Annotated in this window: 16 protein-coding genes and 2 pseudogenes; 9 read left to right on the top strand and 9 right to left on the bottom strand. The window is 69.3% G+C overall.

Annotated elements, in window-relative coordinates; all coding sequences use genetic code 11:
- Positions 1-38: 38 nt before the first annotated feature.
- Positions 39-1,598: an ABC transporter substrate-binding protein gene (locus tag ACQUSR_RS28175; RefSeq protein ID WP_431045407.1), complete on the top strand. Its 1,560-nt coding sequence runs from the start codon at positions 39-41 to the stop codon at positions 1,596-1,598.
- Between the two features lie 25 nt (positions 1,599-1,623).
- Here ACQUSR_RS28175 and ACQUSR_RS28170 read toward each other — a convergent pair.
- The 3 genes and pseudogenes from ACQUSR_RS28170 to ACQUSR_RS28160 form a co-directional block, all read right to left on the bottom strand.
- A pseudogene (locus tag ACQUSR_RS28170) lies at positions 1,624-1,917 on the bottom strand (helix-turn-helix domain-containing protein); the annotation flags it as partial.
- A gap of 107 nt (positions 1,918-2,024) precedes the next feature.
- Positions 2,025-2,417, bottom strand: a complete 393-nt coding sequence (locus tag ACQUSR_RS28165) for a tautomerase family protein (protein WP_431045406.1) — start codon at positions 2,415-2,417, stop codon at positions 2,025-2,027.
- 416 nt (positions 2,418-2,833) lie between these two features.
- Positions 2,834-3,514 carry a response regulator gene (locus ACQUSR_RS28160; protein ID WP_431045405.1) on the bottom strand — a complete coding sequence of 227 codons (681 nt, stop codon included), beginning with the start codon at positions 3,512-3,514 and terminating at the stop codon, positions 2,834-2,836.
- 254 nt (positions 3,515-3,768) lie between these two features.
- Between ACQUSR_RS28160 and ACQUSR_RS28155 the strand changes: the two genes are divergently transcribed.
- From ACQUSR_RS28155 to ACQUSR_RS28145, 3 genes are all read left to right on the top strand, one after another.
- On the top strand, positions 3,769-4,740 hold the full coding sequence (locus ACQUSR_RS28155) for an ATP-binding cassette domain-containing protein (protein ID WP_431045404.1): 972 nt from the start codon (positions 3,769-3,771) through the stop codon (positions 4,738-4,740).
- Entirely contained in the window at positions 4,737-5,555 is an 819-nt protein-coding gene (locus ACQUSR_RS28150) for an ABC transporter permease (protein ID WP_431045403.1), read from the top strand. Before ACQUSR_RS28155 ends, ACQUSR_RS28150 begins: the two co-directional genes overlap by 4 nt.
- 121 nt (positions 5,556-5,676) lie before the next feature.
- On the top strand, positions 5,677-7,374 hold the full coding sequence (locus tag ACQUSR_RS28145) for a sensor histidine kinase (protein ID WP_431045402.1): 1,698 nt from the start codon (positions 5,677-5,679) through the stop codon (positions 7,372-7,374).
- A gap of 146 nt (positions 7,375-7,520) precedes the next feature.
- Here the strand turns inward: ACQUSR_RS28145 and ACQUSR_RS28140 are convergent, their stop codons facing one another.
- A complete protein-coding gene (locus ACQUSR_RS28140; protein WP_431045401.1) occupies positions 7,521-7,742 on the bottom strand; it encodes a hypothetical protein in 222 nt (73 codons plus the stop codon).
- Between ACQUSR_RS28140 and ACQUSR_RS28135 the strand changes: the two genes are divergently transcribed.
- A complete protein-coding gene (locus tag ACQUSR_RS28135; RefSeq protein ID WP_431048013.1) occupies positions 7,735-8,727 on the top strand; it encodes a hypothetical protein in 993 nt (330 codons plus the stop codon). The two genes, ACQUSR_RS28140 and ACQUSR_RS28135, sit on opposite strands and share 8 nt — an antisense overlap.
- A 395-nt stretch (positions 8,728-9,122) precedes the next feature.
- On the opposite strand, the gene ACQUSR_RS28130 is transcribed toward ACQUSR_RS28135, so the two are convergent.
- Positions 9,123-10,178 (bottom strand): alpha/beta hydrolase, encoded by a 1,056-nt coding sequence (locus tag ACQUSR_RS28130; RefSeq protein WP_431045400.1) that lies wholly within the window; start codon positions 10,176-10,178, stop codon positions 9,123-9,125.
- 969 nt (positions 10,179-11,147) lie between these two features.
- On the bottom strand, positions 11,148-11,390 hold the full coding sequence (locus tag ACQUSR_RS28125; RefSeq protein WP_431047889.1) for a hypothetical protein: 243 nt from the start codon (positions 11,388-11,390) through the stop codon (positions 11,148-11,150).
- A 1,212-nt stretch (positions 11,391-12,602) separates the two neighbouring features.
- Here ACQUSR_RS28125 and ACQUSR_RS28120 point away from each other — a divergent pair.
- Complete coding sequence (locus tag ACQUSR_RS28120) at positions 12,603-13,244, top strand: hypothetical protein (protein WP_431045399.1); 642 nt, start codon at positions 12,603-12,605, stop codon at positions 13,242-13,244.
- 58 nt (positions 13,245-13,302) lie between these two features.
- Here ACQUSR_RS28120 and ACQUSR_RS28115 read toward each other — a convergent pair whose 3' ends face one another.
- Both ACQUSR_RS28115 and ACQUSR_RS28110 read right to left on the bottom strand, forming a co-directional pair.
- The gene (locus ACQUSR_RS28115; RefSeq protein ID WP_431045398.1) at positions 13,303-14,025 is read right to left on the bottom strand and encodes a transposase family protein; all 723 of its coding nucleotides are present in this window, start codon (positions 14,023-14,025) and stop codon (positions 13,303-13,305) included.
- Between the two features lie 297 nt (positions 14,026-14,322).
- Entirely contained in the window at positions 14,323-14,658 is a 336-nt protein-coding gene (locus tag ACQUSR_RS28110; RefSeq protein WP_431045397.1) for an NIPSNAP family protein, read from the bottom strand.
- Between the two features lie 636 nt (positions 14,659-15,294).
- On the opposite strand from ACQUSR_RS28110, the gene ACQUSR_RS28105 reads away from it, so the two are divergent.
- The 3 genes and pseudogenes from ACQUSR_RS28105 (at position 15,295) to ACQUSR_RS28095 (ending at position 17,775) form a co-directional block, all read left to right on the top strand.
- Positions 15,295-16,074: a class I SAM-dependent methyltransferase gene (locus ACQUSR_RS28105; protein WP_431045396.1), complete on the top strand. Its 780-nt coding sequence runs from the start codon at positions 15,295-15,297 to the stop codon at positions 16,072-16,074.
- A gap of 255 nt (positions 16,075-16,329) precedes the next feature.
- Positions 16,330-16,818: pseudogene (locus ACQUSR_RS28100) on the top strand (transposase); the annotation flags it as partial.
- A gap of 198 nt (positions 16,819-17,016) precedes the next feature.
- Entirely contained in the window at positions 17,017-17,775 is a 759-nt protein-coding gene (locus tag ACQUSR_RS28095) for a MerR family transcriptional regulator (RefSeq protein ID WP_431045395.1), read from the top strand.
- 151 nt (positions 17,776-17,926) lie between these two features.
- Here the strand turns inward: ACQUSR_RS28095 and ACQUSR_RS28090 are convergent, their stop codons facing one another.
- Positions 17,927-18,541 carry a transposase family protein gene (locus ACQUSR_RS28090; RefSeq protein WP_431045394.1) on the bottom strand — a complete coding sequence of 205 codons (615 nt, stop codon included), beginning with the start codon at positions 18,539-18,541 and terminating at the stop codon, positions 17,927-17,929.
- Positions 18,542-18,677 lie beyond the last annotated feature (136 nt).

The raw sequence follows: 18,677 nt of genomic DNA, 5'->3' as shown, positions 1-18,677 counted from the left end.
TACGAAGCCGTGTCTGGGGCCCTGTGGACAAGGCGATCATGCTGGTGGTGAGCCTCGCGCTGATCGCGGGGCTGTCCGTCGTCGTCTGGTCCCTGCTCCCGGAAGAGTGTGGTGATGGTCTGGAGAAGGCCGGGGGCGAGTGCGTGGGCGTCACCGAGAAGGCCCTGGCCGACGCCGATCCGGAGCTCAAGGACCTGGTACACGCCGTGGCGCGCGAGAACGTCCGCGTCAGGAAGGACTGGGAGGCCCCGGAGGGTGGGAAGCCCCCGATGCCCTACGTACGGATCGCGCTCATGATGCCGTTCACCTCCGACGCCAGCAGCGCCATGACGATCGAGCAGATCAAGCGCGGTGTGGCCGGCGCGCACACCGCCCAGCTGCGGGCCAACTCGGAATCCGGTCCGCACTACCAACTGCTGCTGGCCAACGACGGCAAGGACCTCGACCACTGGCGGCCCGTCGTCGACCGGCTGACCGCGATGGTCGACGACAAGGCTCCGCTGATCGGGGTGATCGGGATGCCCAGCAGCAATCCGGAGACGCTGCACGCGGTCCAAGCCCTCTCCGCCCAGCGGATTCCGGCGGTCGGCCCCATCATTACGTCATCGGACATGAACGCCAAGTACTTCTTCAAGACCTCCCCGTCGAACGAGCTCTTCGCAGAGGCGCTTGCGCAGTATCTCGCCCAGGAGCCGGGGGCGGGGAAAGGATTCCTGGTGTCGGACAACCGGCCTCGGGACAACTACTCCATCGATCTCCGGAAGGTCTTCCTGGACCGCTTCGACGAGAAATACGGCCTACGGAAGCGCCAGGCGTACTTTCTGGGTGCGATCGGTGCGGAAGCCGGGATTCCGCGCCGCTTTTCGTCGGCCGCCCAGAAAATCTGTGTGACCGGTGCGGACACGGTCTTCTACGCCGGCCGCGACGGCGATCTGCCGCACCTGGTGAGCAGGCTGGCGAAGGAGCCTTCCTGTGACGACGCCAAGCCGGTGCGCATCCTCATAGTCGGCATCGGTATCGACCCCGTGCTCACCACGCCCGACCTCACCCGGCAGATGCGGGAATCCAAGATCACCCTGGTGGACGCCGCCTCGGTCGATCCTCAGTGGTGGACGCGGAGCCCGAAGAGCCGGCCGACACAGCCGCCGCCGGGCCTCGCCGGTTTCCTCCAGCGGTTCGAAGCCCTGGGCAAGGAGCAGGACCTGGGTGAACGACCGCTGGACGACGGATACGCGATCATGTACCACGATGCCTTCACCGTGCTCTCCCAGGCCGTTGACCAGACGTTCAACGACGTCAACGACAGCGGGAAGAAGAGCTCGAACGCCCCGGTCATGCCGACGAACGACGATGTCTACAACACCATCATCGACATGAACATCCTCGGCACCGCCGACGGCGCGGACTGCGTCAACTGCGTGCGCGGAGCCAGCGGTACGTACGGTTTCGATGACTCACGCGACACACAGAAGTGGCCCGTCTGCAAGCCCGTCCCCGTCATCGAATACCCGCCGCCATCGGCCGCCTCCACCGCCGGGAAGAAGCCCCGCACGCTGTACCGGACCCACGAGGACATCTTCGACGGCGCCTGCCCGTGACACCTCGCTCGTCAGAGCCAGTCGCGGCCTTCATCGACGCTTCTCGGGCCGCTGCGGCAAGGGTTGGTACGAGGGCGGCCAGCAGGTCGACGGCCTCGCCGATGTAGCGGTAGGCCGTCGCCGCCCCGACGCCGAACCCCGACGCGAGCTGCGCGTAAGGGTGGCCGTTGCGCAGATGGGCAAGAGTGAGCAGGGCCTACCGGCGCGCGCTCAGTCGCCGCCATCGGGAACCAAGAGCACGGCGGTGCGCACGCAGGTGGGCGCTGAGGAAACGGAGGGCGGAGCTGGAGACGTCCAAGCCAGACGGATAGACAACCACGCGAAGCCTCTGGTGGTGATGGGTTTCTCAGTCGAAAACCCATCTACCAGAGGCTTCGCTGCGCTGCCAGCCCAACTGACGGGCAATTCAGGCAGGTTGGCAATCAATCACTGCTGTCGTTGGAGGTACTGGGCATCGCCGTTGCCGAGCGACCAGTCCCCGTTCTCGTTCTCTGTCAGTACGACGAACATGTTGCGTGGCTCAGTGCCCGCGTATTCCTCGGCCAGTTCGGATATGCGCTGGTACAACGCTTGCTTCTGCGCGTCCGAGCGGCCAGCTCGCAGAGTGATGGCCACGTACACGATGCCGTCATCGCGTTGCACGCCGAGATAGGTGCCGTGGCGCAGCAGTCCCTGCCGCCCGTCGTGGCCAGTCAGGATCTGGAAGTGGTCCTCGTCGGGGAAGCCCATTGTCTCGCCGAGCGCCTCGTGGACGGCCCGCCCCAGAGCCTCCAACCGCGGCGTGTCGCAGTGCATGGCGTCGATGCGGACGAGTGGCATCGCGCGTGCCTCCTCAGGTCGGTCTGCAATGTGGTCCAGCCACTGTACATACCAGTAGGTACAACGGCTGCATCGTGATGTGCGGCGCTTCGTGCGCCGCACACACAGTCGGGCTCAGGAGTTATCGCGCGGTGCAGCCGCGCAGCGGTTGGCCACTCGTCTGGCCTTGGCCCACTCCCGCCACGCCTCCGTCCGCTCCCTGGAGCGATACGCCCGCCCCGGAGCCGACACGGTCGCCCGGCACGTCGCCCAGCGTGATCCCGCTGCACGCCGCCGAGGCTGAACCGGATACCTCGGCGGGGCGGAATGTCGTTGAGGTGTGACGGAAGGCCGGCGGGCGCTGCCGCGCCACCCCAGGTGCTCGGCGTTTCTGCGGCCGAGGACTGATCGGCACGTGGCGGAACGCTGACACCAGGTCAGCCACGACGTGGCGGGACCAGGCCGGCCTCGTACGCAGCAATGGCCGCTTCCACCCTGTTGCGCGCGCCCAGCTTCGCCAGCACCGCACTGACGTGCGCCTTCACCGTACCCTCGACCAGGTGCAGCCGGCTCGCGATCTCCGCGTTGGACAACCCCGCCCCGAGTCCGGCCAGCACCTCGCGTTCCCGCTCCGTGAGCCGCTCCAGCGAGCGGTGGGGATGTGCCGCCCGGTGCGCGCGCAGCCCGGCGATGACCCGGCCGGCGACACGCGGGGACAGGTAGGCTCCGCCGGCTCCCACTGCCCGTACCCCGTTGAGCAGTTCCCTCGGGTCGTCCGCCTTCAGCAGGAAGCCGTCGGCACCCTCCTCCAGGGCGCGGGTGACGTACTCGTCCTGGCCGAAGGTCGTCAGCATGATCACACCGACGGCTGTCAGCTCTCGGTGGAGCAGCGCCACTGCCGTCAGCCCGTCCAGGCCGGGCATCTGGATGTCCAACAGGACCACGTCCGGCCGATGCCGGCGGGTGAGCGCGATGGCCTCGTGCCCGTCACCCGCCTCGGCGACCACCTCGACGTGCGTGTCCCTGGCCAGGATGGCCCGCACCCCCGCCCGGACCATCGCCTCGTCGTCGGCCACCAGGACCCGGACCGGCCGGCTGCCGGGTGTCGTCTCTTTCACGCGGCGAGCCTATGGCCGGCGCACCACCGGGCGGACGGCGAGCCCCACAGATCCGCCCCGGGGCGGGGCGCACCCCCGACAAAGGGCAGGACGCCGATGCCGTTCGACCAATGGGCGCCGGCGCCGCGGACTCCTAGCGTCGCTTCCGTACGGGAAACGAGGCGGCCGCCCTGGGCCCACCACGCGTCGGTGTGCGCCGCCGCCGACTTCCGCGAGCTGCATTCCGCGGTCCGCGACCGACACGAAGGAACTCCGTGATCACCGTCCGAGGACTCACCAAACGCTACGGCGACACCCTCGCCGTGGACGAGCTGACATTCGATGTCCGGGCCGGCCGCGTGACCGGCTTCCTCGGCCCCAACGGGGCCGGGAAGTCCACCACGATGCGCATGATTCTGGGCCTGGACCGTCCTACGCGCGGGCGGGCCCTGATCGCCGGCCGGCCCTACGCGGACCTGCGGCGGCCGCTGTGCGCGGTCGGCGCGATGCTGGACGCCCGGGCCGTCCACCCCGCCCGTTCCGGCCGCACGCACCTCGTCGCCCAGGCCCGGGCCAACGGCATCCCGGTACGCCGTGTGGACCAGGTGCTGGAGAGGGTGGGCCTGACCAAGGCGGCCCGCCGGCCGGCGGGCACGTACTCGCTCGGCATGAGCGGGCGACTCGGGGTGGCGGGCGCCCTGCTCGGCGATCCGCCGGTGCTCGTCCTGGACGAGCCGGTCAACGGCCTCGACCCGGACGGCGTGCGGTGGATCCGCCGGCTCGTCCGTGACCAGGCGGCGGAAGGACGCACCGTATTCCTCTCCAGCCACCTTATGAGCGAGATGCAGCTGACGGCCGACCATCTCGTCGTCATCGGCCGTGGTCGGCTGCTGAGCGACACCTCCATGACGGAGTTCCTCGCCGCCGCCTCTTCCGCGTCGGCGCGCGCCGTGGTGCCCGACCCCGAGGAAAGAGCGACGCTGGTCCGTCGACTGATGACGGCCGACGGGGTGAGTGTCGAAACGTCCGCGTCCGGCGAACTCACCGTCGAGGGTCGCACCGCTGCCGAGATCGGCGACCTGGCCCACCACTGCCGAGTCCGGTTGCACCAGCTGAGCGACGTCCGGGTCTCGCTGGAGCAGGCGTACATGGACCTGACCGCACGCAGCGTCGAGTACACGACGGGCGGCAGCGGCACGGACACGACCGCCGCGGACGCAGCGCCGAACGAAGGAGGACGACAGTGACCACCCCGACGAAACCCGTCAGGCGGACGGACCGGTCGCGGGCCGTCCCCGACGCTCCCGGCCGGGGCGCACCCGGTGGCTTCGCCGGCGCGACCGCCTCGGAATGGACCAAACTGTGGTCCGTCCGAGCCCCCTGGCTCTGCCTTCTGGCGGGCCTTGCGATCACCGGTGTCTTCACCTACTACTACGCCTCGATCGCCCGCATCAACGAGCATCCGGTCCAGTCCGTCGGGAACGCGGCGGCCTCCTCCGCCGTCCTCGTCCAGTTCGCCGTCGTCGTCCTGGCCACGGTCGCGGTCACGTCCGAATACTCGACGGGCAGCGTGCGGGCTTCCCTGCTGTCGGTGCCCCAGCGGCATCGGGTCCAGGCGGCGAAGGCATTGGTGGCGGCCATGGTCGCGTTCGTCGCCGGCACCACGTTCGCCGTCGTGGGGACGGCGGTGGCCTGGGTGGCGTTCGACGGACGGGCCTCCTTCGGGGCCGGCCCGACCCTCCTGCAAGTCCTCGCGGTCGGTCTCTACCAGGCGCTGGTCGCCGTGCTGACGGTCGGGGTGGCGTTCGCCGCACGCCACCCGGCCGGCGCGCTCTCCATCCTCGTCACCCTCCTGTGGGCATTGCCGAGCGTGCTCCTGGGGCTCGGCGGCCCGACGCTCGCGGACGTCAACGACCATCTGCCGCACGGAGCCGGAGACCACTTCATGCGCCTCGGCGCCGAGGCCCCCTACGGGCTGGCGACGGCGGTCCTGATCGTGGCGGCGTGGGCCGCGACCGCGCACCTGATCGGCCTGTACGTGCTGCGCCGCCGGGACGCCTGACCCCGCGTCGACCCGGCCCGGACGCCCTCACCGTGCCAGCCCCTCGCAGGGCGTCCGGCCCCGTCCCACAGAATCGACCCCGGCAAGTGAGGACATTCACCGGAAGGACGGTCGACACGCCATGCCGCACACACGCATACCCCAGGTCAGATCCGTGTGCGGCGATGTGGTGCTGTGGGGCGTGCTCGCTGCCGCCACCGGCTACGGATTCCGGGATGCGGGCACAGCCGCCTCGCCGGCCCTGGACCTGTACCTGCCGTTGGCCGTCCTGGCGTTGGCCGTACCGCTGTCCCGCCGTCGGCCGGGGCCCGCGGTCGTCCTGGCCAACGGGCTGTGCGCGCTGGGCCTGGCCGACTCCGCGACCCCCGGCAACGCCCACGTCCTGTCGCTTGCCGTCCTGAGCTGTCTGCTGGGCGCCCGGGTCGTCACGGCACGGCGCCCGCTCCTGGTGCTCGCCGGGTGCCTCGCGGCCGACCTCGTGACGTGCGCGGTGCTGCGGACCCAGGCCGTGTGGTGGTTCTACGCGCTGACCGTGCTGCCCGCCGCCCTCCTGCTGCCCTGGTTGGCCGGACGGCACTGGCGTGGCCGACGCGAGCTCGTACGGGAGGGCTGGCGGCTGGCCCGGAGCCTGGAAGAGCGGCAGCACCTGGTCGCGGAGCAGGCGCGGCTGACCGAACGCGCGGACATCGCGGCCGACATGCACGATTCTCTCGGGCACGCTCTTAGCCTGGTCGCCCTGCGTGCCGGGGCCCTGGAACTCTCCCCCGACCTCACCGACCGCGACCGCACCGACCTAGCCGAGTTGCGCGGGACGATCGCGGACGCCGTGGAGCAGCTGCGGGAGACCGTCGCAGTCCTGCACGACCCGACAGGAACGGAACCGGGCGCGGGTCTGTCCGTCACCGACACCCTTGAGGACCTTCTCGGACGGGCGGTCGCCTCCGGGGTTCCGGTGCGCTGGGAGCGGCGCGGGGCGATGCCCGCGCTGCCTTCCTTGATCGAACGGGGAATGTACCGGGCGGTGCAGGAGGCTCTCACCAACGCGGTGAAGCACGCGCCGGGCAGTGCGATCCGGGTGCAGATCACACACGAGGCCACCCGTACCCGCGTGAGCGTCGTGAACGCCGCTCCGCCGGCTGACGGGTCGGCGCACGCGGCCGAAGGCCCGACGGCCAGCGTCGGCCGCCGGGGCCTGACGGGGCTTCGGGAGCGGGTGACGGTTCTCGGCGGCTCCTTGTGGACCGGCCCGTATCAGGGCGGATTCCGCGTCACCGCAGTCCTCCCGCACACGACCACGGCCCGCCCGGGGAGACCGGCGCCGGAACCCGGGACGGCGCCCGGAACACAGGCCAGAACCCGCGGGCGGCACACCGAGTCCGCGTTGCCATCCGGAACTGCTCTCCACCCGGCCCCGGAGACGGACACCGTCGCACCGGAGTCCGCCAAGCGGCTCGCCTCCGTACGGAGCGCTGCCCGCCGCCGCTCCGTCGCCGCCTTCGCGGCGCCTGTCATCGCAGCCGCCTTCTTCGTGCCCGCCGCCGTCTACCTGGCCTGGCAACTGACGACGAGCGTGCTGCCGCCCTCCCGGTTCGACGAGCTGACCACCGGCCGGCCACGCGCCGAACTCGCCCCTCTGCTGCCGGCCCACGCCTACCCCTACCCGCCCGACCACGCCCGTTCCGCACCCCGGCCGCCCGGCGCCACGTGCGAGTTCTACCGTTCCGGCCGCGACCTGTTGCACGAGGTCGACCTCTACCGGCTCTGCTGGTCCGACAACACACTGGTGACGAAGGACACCGTGCCCGCGAGCCGACCCTGACCCGCGACATCTGCCCGGCGCGTGGCTGATCGAGGAGTACCGTCCTGAGATCCGGCAGCTCGAACACGCCCGCTTCGCACCGCTGTCCACCGTAGTGGAAGCCCTCGAAGCGCACACAGTGCTCCCGTTCCCCATTCCGCGCGACTTCACCGACGGCTTCCAGATCGCGTACTGGCGGCGTCCGACAGCGCCGCCTCCGCGACCCCCATCAGCATCGCCTCCTTGCCACGGACCTTCTTCAGCTCCGCCCCCAGCTCCTTCTCGACCTTCCGCTCCGCCCGCGTGTTGATCTCCAGCACGAGCTGGATGAACAGGTCCACCAGCGAGTCGGTGATCTCTGTCTGCCGGACATGGCACAGCGTGGCCAACAGCGTCAGCCGCCGCGGCGCCGACTTCCCCGGCCAGGCCCAGAAGGCGATTCCGTACGGGATCTACGACATGACCGCGAACACCGGCTGGCACCCAGACCGCGCGAGCCCCAGCCGCCCAGCCGCGACCACGCGGCCGTGCGAGCGGGCCCGGACGCCTCAGCCCCTGGATGGTTCCCTTCGTATTCTCGTGCTGCCGGAGAGGGATCCGGGGGACCGGGAGGGGAAGCTCATGGCGTTCGGCAGGAACAGGCGGGACGAGCCCTTTGAGGCCGTGCACTGGAACGAGATCACCCAGTTCACGGTGGGCAGGATGATGCGGCACACGGTCCGCAAGTCGAAGCGGGGCGAGGGCGCCCACGCGGTCCGGTTCATGAGGACACGCGGAGGCGACGAGTACATGGTGCCCGGCGTCTACATCGTCCCCGTGGAGGCGGCCGTACCGCTCTCGAAGGGGGGCTTCCGGCTCTTCGAGGACGAGAGCAGCCGGCAGTTGCTGTGCACGGTGCTCCCGGACGGCTCCGATCGCTACCGGGTGACGGACGCCACCGGCCGGGAGCTCGGCTCGGTCCGCCGCACCCCGGTCGCCAAGCGACTCACCCAGCAGGGCCTGTGGATGGAACAGCCTGGGCACCCGGCCATCGTGGCCCCTCGCAACTGGGCGAGAGGCGGCCCGGGAGCATCCCTGGGGCGCGGGGTGGGACATGTCCTCGACGGGGTCGTCGACAGCCTGCTGTCCTTCGGGTCCGACGAAGGGACGGGCTCTGGGGCAAGCGCCAAGCCGGTGGTCTGGGCGGTGGGCGCGGAGGGCACGGAGGAGGAGGGGGCGGACGGGGAGTACGGGGAAGCGGTGCTGACCTTCCCGCGCAGCACCGAGGGCAAGCGCTGGTACTTCGTCAAGCGGGACGGCTGGCTGGACAAGCGCCTCGCCTTCGCGCTGGCAGTACTGCGCGAGAGCGAAACCTTCGGCGCCGACAACCGCTGAGCGGCGCCCGGCCCCAGGCATGCCTGGCACAGCGGATAGGGCGGGCGCGCCCCTGCGGCCGAGCTCTCCGCCCGCCCGCACAGCGTCGGGCACCGGGCCGGACTCCGTCCGGCTTAACGCGCGCAGCAGGGGCCGGGGTTACGGGTTCGAAGGTCGCGGCCCTTCCTCCGCGCGGGCGACGCTGGCCTACGTTGTCGCGGTGAGTGAAGATCTGTTCTGCGCGTGCGCTCGGGACACGGCGTGAACCTTGGGCGCCAGCCGGAGTACGGCGGGAACGTGCCGTTATGGAAATCTCCCGCACCCGCCGCATCCAGGGCCTGGGCATCCAACAGCGGACACGTCTGCTCGCGCGGTTCGCGTCCGCGCGCTGACCGGCCCGCACGCGTGATGCGGCCCTAGACGCAGGCCTTCGCGGGCGGCGTGACCGGTTCGGGCCCCGCTCCGACGAACGCGTCGGCCCAGTCCCGTACCGCCCGCTGGTACGGGACGGTGTTGGTGGCCAGATTCAGGTCGTGGCCCGCCCCGGGCTCGACGTACGTGTGCAGGCAGGCCGCAGACCCGAAGTACGGGTCCTCCTGGGCCTTGAGCGCCGCCGCGCTGGCGCAGTTGCCGCCCAGGGAGTCGCAGAAGAATCGGTCCTGGTCGCCGACGGCGAGCAGGACCGGGTGCTGGATCTGACGGGAGTATGGCAGGAGTCCGGCCACGCCGAGACCGTCGGCCGCCTCGGCCGTGCTGAACACGTCCTTGGTGGCCTCATCCGTGGCGAGCACCGCCGGGTCGGTGGTCGCGGGGGCGTAGAAGGCGGTGCCCCGGGTGCCGGGCCTCGTGGTCAGGTACCCCGGATCGTAGGATTTTCCGGCGAATGCCGGGTCCAGGGCCGCGGGGTAGAGGGACGAGGTGAAGATGTCCACGATCTCCTGGGCGACGATCCGGTGGGTGATGCCTGTGAGCACCACGGCGTCCGCGTCGTTGTAGGTGCCCGCTTCGATGACGCTGATCAGCGAGCCGAGCGAATGGCCGCCGAGGATGACCTTGCGGAAGTCCGTGCCGCCGATCCGGCCGCCGCGCAGGGCCTGGATCACCTGGTGCACGGCCCCGGCCTGGACGGACGCGGTGACCAGGGCGCTGGGCGGGCGTGAGCTCGCGCCGGTTCCGAGCCGGTCCACGACGAAGGTGGCGTAGCCGGCATCATTCATGGCCTGGCGGAAGTTGTACGTCTCGGGCTGGTACGGGAAGTCCCAGTAGGTGTGGTTGTACGTCCCGCCGGGCACCAGCACCATCACCGTGTCGGGCGTACCCCCCGCGGGCACGCACAGGGTGCCGTGCATCGTCGCCGACACGACACCGGTGACGGGGACGCCGGCACCCTGGCACGAGGCCGGCGCTGCCTGCGCTGCCCCGCTGGGCACACATACCGCCAGCAGCGCGGCCAGCCCGAGAACAAACCGCACTCGCACATCGTTCCAAAACCTGGCCACATGTGCCTCCACATTCCGCAGTACGGCAGCCAAGGGCTGCCGACCTGAGCCGAAGACAGAAACATGCAGGCCACAGGCCTGCCCTAGCAGTCGCCCGAACTGACGATTTCTCATTGACTGAACCCCATCGAGGCCCAGTTCACCGCCCTGCGCTACTTCGCTCTCGACGCACCTGACCAGGCCAGCAACTGCGCCGACCAGAACGGATGCGATGCGTGCGCTGCCCGTGATCCCTCCTCAGGGAACAGCGAACAGCCCTTCCCGAGGGCTCCAGCAGTCCTCGGAAGCAGTCTTCCCGCGCGTGCCGGGCCGTCGTCGTGCGATAAGAACACTGCGCCCGTAATGTACGATTGGCCAGAGTCGGCGAGGGGTCGTGCAGGGGCGCGTGCCCGGCGCGCATTGCGAGTGCGCGGCGCGTATTTTGGCCAACCGGAATCCGGCCGGAACAGGCAACCGCAGTAAATGCGGGCATCCGATCTTGTCCAGGAGCCGCGTTTCCGCAGGTCGCCATGCCCGCTGTCATAAGCAAGCCCCTTGGCGCGGCAGACGACCTGATCGATCGCCCGCAGACCTACCTCCATGATCGCGCTTAACTTGACGCGAAATAGCCTGCCCACTGGTCACGCTAATAGAACACGGGGACCACGGATCAACCTCACCATGGCGGACTGGCGCTGCCGTAGTCATCGCTTCGAGTGCTGAAGACGGCAAAGTACATTGCTCTGCCGCTCAGCTCGCACCCCAAGCATGGCAGCCATCCCCTGGGGTAAGTGGGCAACCTGCGGGGCTCCCTTCAGCACGTCAACCGACACGTGTCTTCGGTAGACACACCGACAACGCCACAACCAGGGAATCTCCGCACGTCACAGGGGGTGCGGCACGACCAGCCCTCGGTTGTGGCTCCTGCCCAGGACTCGAACCTGCGGCCAACGGACCAGTGCTTCACAGCTCAGTGTGGGCTCCGCGGGGATCCGCGGCCCCGGTCACCGCCGCCCGTGACCGTAGCCCGGCCAGGCGACGCGGGGATGGCCAGGCGGCGATTGAGGCCAAGGTCGACGTGTGGACCCGTTCCAGCAGCATCGCGAAACGCTCGTCGTCGCGCTCGTACAGCAGGACAGCACCGCGCCCGCCCCACGCCGCGAACGCGTCCGGCTCACGAACATTACCGGGATGTGGAAACGACACCTTCAACACAGCCGTCCCTTCGGCCCGCTATCGCACCGGCACGACGGAGCCCGACCCCCCATGCATGACCCGCCATCCGCACGCACCCCCAGCGCCCCAACAACTCCTCCACGATCCGAGGAAGTTCGGCCAGCCCCGCCACTCCAGGCTCTCTCACGCTCGATGGTGCTCCGCGCGAATGCCTCTGGTATCCCGACCATCCGGGCACTTTACGTGCTGCCCCCACCCCCCCCACCGAGCCGAGCCCAAGCCGACCACTACCGCCACCACAGAGACCTCCGACGATAAAGATCACGATCTACGACTGGAGTCCTGGCTGCCGACCAAATCCTTCGAGACAGCACGGAGGCAGCGAGCCGCGAAGCACCCGCTCATCGGTCGCCCTTGGGATGCCGTATCCCCCGTCGCATGAGGCGAACAACGGCGATCGCCAGGCCCACAGCAGTCACCAACGCCGCTCCCGCCCCTGGGAGTCAACAGAAGACGGCAGCCGACAAGGGGCATCGCCTCATCGTGAACCGAACCGACGACCGAGGCTAACGTCCTCAACCGCCGTGAGCTGCTCAGTTATCTCGCCGACGCCATGCCGCCGCGCTCTCCAACTCGTGGGCCAGGGAGTCGCTTGGGAGCAAAGTCGATCTTGGACCGGTCAAGACGCACGGCCGGGCGACAAGGGGCAATTGACTCCCGGCAGCCACGCCGCACCCACATCCGCCGGGCACATCGACCGGATCGGGCGACGGACAAAATGGGCGCGGTTGACGTCTTGGGAGCGTGGGAGCACGAGCGCTCCCAGAGGGCTCCCACATGGGAGCAAACACATGTACGCCAAAGGCCGCTCCCGATGATCAGAAACGGCCTCTGACCTGCGATTACACCGTCGGGACGGCAGGATTTGAACCTGCGACCCCTTGGCCCCCAGCCGCGCGCCAATTCTCCTCTTTTGCGCCACTTTAAGAGCCCCGCAGACCTGCGCCTCCGTCAAGCTCCATACGGCGCTGCAGAGCGCAGTCGTCAAGTGCCAACCACGGGTGTCGGCGTACCGGAGATTCTGCTCATTCGCGCGCGAGCGAGCGTGACGGCAGACCCTAGCCCGCCCACCACTACCTGAACGCCGCGGCGCCCGGCTTTCGCGCCGGGCGTCGGCACGGGCGCCCGAGCCGAGTCGCGATCAAGGCCGCGCGGGGGTGACGATGAGGTGGGGGGTACGGCATGCGCAGCGCAGTCACCACGACGGAGGCAGAAATGCTGAAGGGGACGCTCACTCCCGAGGAGTTTCTGCGGGAGCTGCAGAAAGAAGAACGTGGCCTCTCCTTCCCAGCCCTGATCAAGCCCGCCGAAACGCCCGACGCCTTCCTGGTGTCCATCCTGCTCACCTGCGACGACTGGACGGTGATCCCGTCGAACCGCATCGACGGCATCGAGTACTTGTTCCCCGTACCGTGCAAGACGCACGAACATCCGCTGGTCAGGATCCACCTCAAGGAGCCGGATTCTGACGAGGGGAAGTTCTACGCGTCGCTGGCCACCGCGCTCGTCCACCGTGGCGCTACCACTGCGCGGCCCCGACGGACCGCAGGGGCATCGAAGGTCCGCCCGGCTACGGGACCGTTGCCTCTGGGCGGCCACCGCCTGCCACCGCTTCGTCCCGCCGGCCCCGGGGTCGGCCCCGGCTCCGATCCGGACGGTCCACTCGTCCGCGTCGACGAGCAGGCGTGTCTGCTCTACCACGGCACCGCGGGCTTCCTCCATGCGATGGCACTGGTCTACGAGGCAGAGGGATACCACGACTCGGCCGAGCTGCTTGATGCGTGGGCATATGCGAACGACTACATGGCGGGCTTCGTCTGTTAACGACGTGGTCGGCGATTGGGGTTGGAGCGTCTCGGCCTGACGGTTCGGCTGGCGGTGATCAGCAGGCGGTCCGGCGGGCGAGTACCAGTTCGGTGCTCGGCTTGCGGAAGGTGGCCCTGCGGGCGGCGCGGTCGGAGACCAGAACGGCGACGGCTCGGTGAGTTTCCGCGTAGGTTTCACGGCATCCGGTAAACCGCTGGAGCGGGCGCCAGTGCCGGTGCTCGGCGTTGGCGTGTTCCACGCAGACCCGGGCGGAGGATTGGCGCCGTCGCTGCTCGCGCCAGGCGTGCTGCTCACCGAGCGGGGCCTCGTTCTTCGGCTTCTTCGGTGGCGCGCTGACCTGGTTGGGGAACTCGTTGGCCAGGCCCCGGTAGCCCTCGTCGACCTCGGCTCTCACCCTCGGATGCAGGCGGAACTGCTCGGCGATGCCCTCGGTGCGCATCGCGGTCTGGTCGTGCATGCGTCCTGGCCGGTCGGCCCCGGACCACAGGGTCCGTCCCTGGCCGTCGCTGATGGTGGTGGTCTTGATGGTGTTCTGCTTGTGCTTGCCGGAGACGAAGGCCCGGCGTCCGGGGCGGTGCGCGGACGGGCGGCGGACCTGGGTCTCCATCCCGTCGATGCGTAGTGTGACGCTTTCGGTGTCGGCGTAGGCGAACACGTCGGCCAGGGTGCGCAGCCGCAGGCCCGTGCGGTCGGGAACGGCGAAGCCCCGCTCCGCGAGCAGGGGCCGCAGCTGGGCGATCGCCTCGCTCACCGTGGAGCGGCTCACGCCGAACAGCACGGCCAAAGGCGTGGTGGGTCAGCCCGGTGCGCAGATGGACGACCGTGGCCAGGACCCGGTCGCAGAACGCGAAATGAGGCTTCGGCCCGGCGCCGGCCTCCCGGAGGCGCGGGCCGCCGCGGCGCTGGTGCAGGCGAGAGTCCCGCTTCGCCTGCCAGGCGGTGTACAACTCCTCGGTCCAAACGCCGAGATGTGCACGATCAACCCTGGAGAAAGCAGGATGGGACAAGGCCGCACGGGCCCACTTCGTCTTCACACCCGAAGAACCTGTGCGGCCCGTTGCAGTCACGGCTCCTGTCACCCACGGCGGAAAGCCTCAGCGGCCTCTTCGGGCACATCGAGAACGATGGTGTGGGAGCTTTCGATCCGGGACACGATGGCCTCACGGGGACCATGACGCCAGGCGTCACTGGCGTAGAACGCCTGCTCCTGTCCGTGGTGCTCCTCAAGCGAGGCGAACGCGCGGATCAGGTATGCCTCCTCGTGCCCGCCCTCGGCCACCAGCGAAGCCCCGCAGTCCACCACCCGGATACCGGCCTTCTCCAGCAACGGCACCGACTCCTCCCGCATCACGCGAACGAACTCGTCGCCGGTGCCGGGCTTCAGCCGGTACGTGCGGATCTCAAGTATCACAGCCAGTCTCCTGCGGTATGCGGGTCCTCATCGGCACAAACACCTCGTGCCCGTAACCCGTGGAGGCTACGGGTAGCCACTGACACCCCCGCCGCCAGTCGGACGATCCTCTCAATAGCCGACCAGGTCGTAAACGCCTGAGGTGTCTTCATGTTCCTCACGGATTCATCGTGGGGACCGTCCGCCCACTCCTTCTCCACCGACTGCACCTCCCTGTTTACGGTGGGTGGCAGGAATTCACGGAATGTGCCCACCGCGCTGCGGGCGGGAGCTCGCCGACCGGTGCACTCAGACCCGGCGCCTGCGGACCATGAATGCGGCACCATCGTGATCAACGTCTAACGGCACCCCAAAGAGCTCGTAACGCGATCTTGCTTTTCGCGTAGCGGAAGCGGTCCTGGGCAGGTGTGAAGCTTCTGCTAGCCTCGCGCTTTCATGAAGCGCGCTGTCCGGCAGGTGGTCGGCTCAGTGGAAAGTTCCTGTGACCAGCAAGAGTGCGGATTGTCGAGGCCCTCGTTCCCGCACAACCGGAGGCACTTCTCAGGTGAGCGCGAGGCTATTAGCGTTATCGGGTGGCCGTCGCCGAAGTGTTGATGCGGGGTAGTCGACCGCCAGCAGCACCGATACGGTGACCGCGTGGATAAGGACGAACGGCTGCTTCACGCCTCGTCGTTCGGCACAGCGGCGGTCGCATACGCCGAGCACCGTCCGGATTACGCGCAGGCCGCGGTGCGCTGGGCGCTCGAGCCCGCGTCCGGTCCGCGTGTGCTCGACCTCGGCGCCGGAACCGGCAAGCTGACCGCCACGCTGGTCGCGCTGGGTGCCGAAGTCATCGCGGTCGAGCCCGACCCGGCGATGCTGACCGAGCTGCGCCGCACGCTGCCAGCTGTCCGTGCCCTGTCGGGTGGTGCCGAGGCGATACCGCTGCCGGACGCGTCCGTCGATGCCGTGCTGGCCGGCAACGCCATGCATTGGTTCGACATGGCGGTCGCGGGACCCGAGATCGCCAGGGTCCTCGCACCCAGCGGGATCCTGGCCGGCCTGTGGAACGTCATGGACGACCAGGTCGAGTGGGTTGCCGGGCTCGCGCGGGTCAGCGGGAGCGCGGCCATCGGCCCGCGTGACACGCCCACCAGCTGGCGCGCCGAGACGGCAGACATGCACCTTCCAAAGACTGGCGTGGCCGCCCGATTCGGCTCGCCGGAGCAGGCCGAGTTCTCGCACGGGCAGCGCCGCACCGCCGACTCTCTCGTCGCCACCATCGCGACGCGCGCGGGGGTGTTGGTCATGCCAGAACAGGAACAAGAAGCCACGCTGGGCCGGATCCGCGCCTTCCTCGCGAGTAGACCGGAGACCTCCCGCGGCGAGTTCACTCTCCCGATGCTGACCGGCGTGCTGCGCGTCCGGCGGCTGTGAAGCATCACGTCGACAACGATCGATGACACGCCGCTCGCCGTCTCACGAAGATGGCGGATCCGCCAAGTGGGCCGTCAAGTTCGTGAGAGACCGCCAAGCTCAGTGAGAACCTACAGCCCACCGCTTCGCCGTTGTGGTCGCCTTCGCCCCTTCATTGGCCTCGTGCCTGAAGCAGGCTGTCCGGCAGGTGATCAGCCAAGCCAAAAGTGCCCCCGACCAGCGAGAATGAGGATCTAGGCCCTTGTTCCCGTGGGGACGGTCCGGCGGACTGGTCTGGATGCCGCGCTCTCGGCGGCCCTGGAGCCGTGGCGCAAGCCCCGGGCGGTGCATGATCCCGGCAAAATCCTCCTCGATCTGGCCCTGGCGGTCGCGCTGGGCGGGGACTGCCTGCCTGACGCTGCGATGCTGCGGGCCGAGCCCGAGCTGTTCGGGCCGGTCGCCTCCGACCCGACCGTCTCCCGCCTCGTCGATACCCTCGCCGCCGATGGCCCCCGAGCACTGGCCGCCATCCCGAGAGCGCGGGCCGAAGTACGCGAGCGAGTATGGCGGTTGGCAGGCCCGGCGGCGCCGAACGCGGGTGGCGAGGTGGTCGTGGACATCGACGGTGTGCTGGTCCTGGCGCACTCCGAGAAACAGGACGCCGCTGCAACGTGGAAGAGGACCTTTGGCCATCACCCGCTGTTCGCGTTCGTCGATCACGGTCAAAAGGCTGGTGTGCCGGTCGGTCGGCGTACTCGCGCTGGTCGAGGGCGGCAGTCCGCCGAATAGCAGCACCGGGCGTTCCCAGCGCGCCGATCGGGCCGGCGTCGGTACGGCCGCGGCGACGGCGATGCGCTGGGATCCTGGGTGCGGGGGGTTGAAGCTGCCGCAGCGGAAGCTCCTACCGTCCTGACCAGGGCCGGAAAGACCGGCCCGGTAAAGCACTCGTGAGGGGAGGCGGCGATGGCCTGGCCGACTGCGAAGGTCGCCCGGATGTCGGGTGTGACGGCTCGGACACTGCGGCACTACGACGAGATCGGTCTGCTGCCGCCCGCCTGGATCGGTACCAACGGCCACCGCTACTACGAGGAAGGCGAGCTGCTGCGACTGCAGCAGATCCTCGTATTGCGGGCGCTGGGCCTGGGGCTGCCCGAGATCGGCAAGGTTCTGGCCACACAGGTCGACGAGGTGGAGGCCCTGCGGGGCCACCACCGTCGCCTGCTCGCCGAGCGCGACCGGCTCGACGCCCTGGCCAGCACCGTCGCCCGCACGATCACCGAACTGGAGCATTCCAGGAGGGACGGCAGACCCATGACCATCAACCGGCCGGAGAACCTCTTCGAGGGGATCGAGCCCGCCCAATACCGGGAGACCCTGCAAGACTTCCCGGAGCTGGCCGGGGCGATCGACCGGCACACCGCGACGATGAGCGAGGCCCAGATCGAGGCCGGACACCGCGAGCGCACGGCCCAGATGATCCGGCTGGCCGAGCTGATGGCCGCAGGCACCCCGGCCGACGCCGAACCCGTGCAGGCCGAGATCGACGCCCAGTACCAGGCACTCGCCGAGCTCCTCGCCGTATCCGCCGAGGAGTACCGCGCACTTGGGCGTGCCTGTGTGGAGAACGAGCCGTGGCGCGCGGCCTACGAGACGATCGCGCCGGGCCTGGCCGCCTACCAGCGGGACGTCATCGAGGCGTACGCCACGACCCGGCTGAGCTGAGGGAACCGGGCCGCCACCACGGGAACGGCCCGCGGCGGCGGCTCTGCGGTGCGAACAGGCCGGAGCGTCCGCAGCGCCAAGGAAGTCTCCCCTCGCCTGTCGACGGTGCCGCCGGTGGGGTGCTGTCCGGCGCCCGTGAACAACCAGCTTTTCAACGGTTGACCTCGAGGTTCGTCAGGACGAGCAGGCCGCGTAGGAGGTGGGTGGCGCGGGCGGGGTCGGTGCGGAGCTTGGTGAGGGTCCGCCAGTTCTTGATGTGGGCGAAGCCGTGCTCGACCGGTGCACGTCCGACGGCGAGGACGCGGTTGACAGTCTTCTGGCCAGGGGTGAGCTTGTGAGCGCGGGTGGCTGTGAAGCCGGTGACGACCAGGGGATCGCGTACGTCGTTGTCCAGGCCACGGAAGCCAAGGTCCGCGAGGGCTCCGAGACCGGCGGCGCGCAGGTGGGCCAGGATGTGGTCGCGGCGGGCGGAAGTGTTGTCGTGGGTGCGGCCGGGCCGGGCGGCAGATATCCAGATCAGCTGGCCCTTCTCGTCGGTCAAGGTGAGGAAGTGGAGGCCGTGGGTGCGGTGCTTGCCGGAGTAGTTCTTGCGGTTCTCGCGTCCAAGGCGGCGCTGGGTGGGGATGAGGGTGCCGTCGATCAGGACCACTTCTCCGAGTTTGTCGGCCATCTTCCGCACGCCTTCGACGGAGGTCGCCGAGTCGCCCGCGTTGCCGATGACGACGATGGGGGCAGCGCCTGGCGCCGAGGCCGATGACCAGATCACCCACGCTGAGGGAGCCCGCCGAATCTGCCCCCGAGCTCCGCCCCACGGCGGACCTGGTGGCCGATGGCACCGGCCTGCCCTGCGTTCACCCTGCTGCTACGTCTGCAGGCCCGGATCACCGACGACAAGCCCGGGC

Source organism: Streptomyces sp. P1-3 (genome assembly GCF_050613155.1).
GTDB lineage: Bacteria > Actinomycetota > Actinomycetes > Streptomycetales > Streptomycetaceae > Streptomyces.
This window is presented reverse-complemented; position numbering and strand designations above follow the sequence as displayed.

Bases quoted from the DNA above. Each gene is read 5' to 3' on its own strand.
- ACQUSR_RS28175 (WP_431045407.1), top strand. From the start codon at position 39: ATGCTGGTGGTGAGCCTCGCGCTGATCGCGGGGCTGTCCGTCGTCGTC.
- ACQUSR_RS28165 (WP_431045406.1), bottom strand. From the start codon at position 2,417: ATGCCACTCGTCCGCATCGACGCCATGCACTGCGACACGCCGCGGTTG.
- ACQUSR_RS28145 (WP_431045402.1), top strand. From the start codon at position 5,677: ATGCCGCACACACGCATACCCCAGGTCAGATCCGTGTGCGGCGATGTG.
- ACQUSR_RS28120 (WP_431045399.1), top strand. From the start codon at position 12,603: ATGCGCAGCGCAGTCACCACGACGGAGGCAGAAATGCTGAAGGGGACG.
- ACQUSR_RS28095 (WP_431045395.1), top strand. From the start codon at position 17,017: ATGGCCTGGCCGACTGCGAAGGTCGCCCGGATGTCGGGTGTGACGGCT.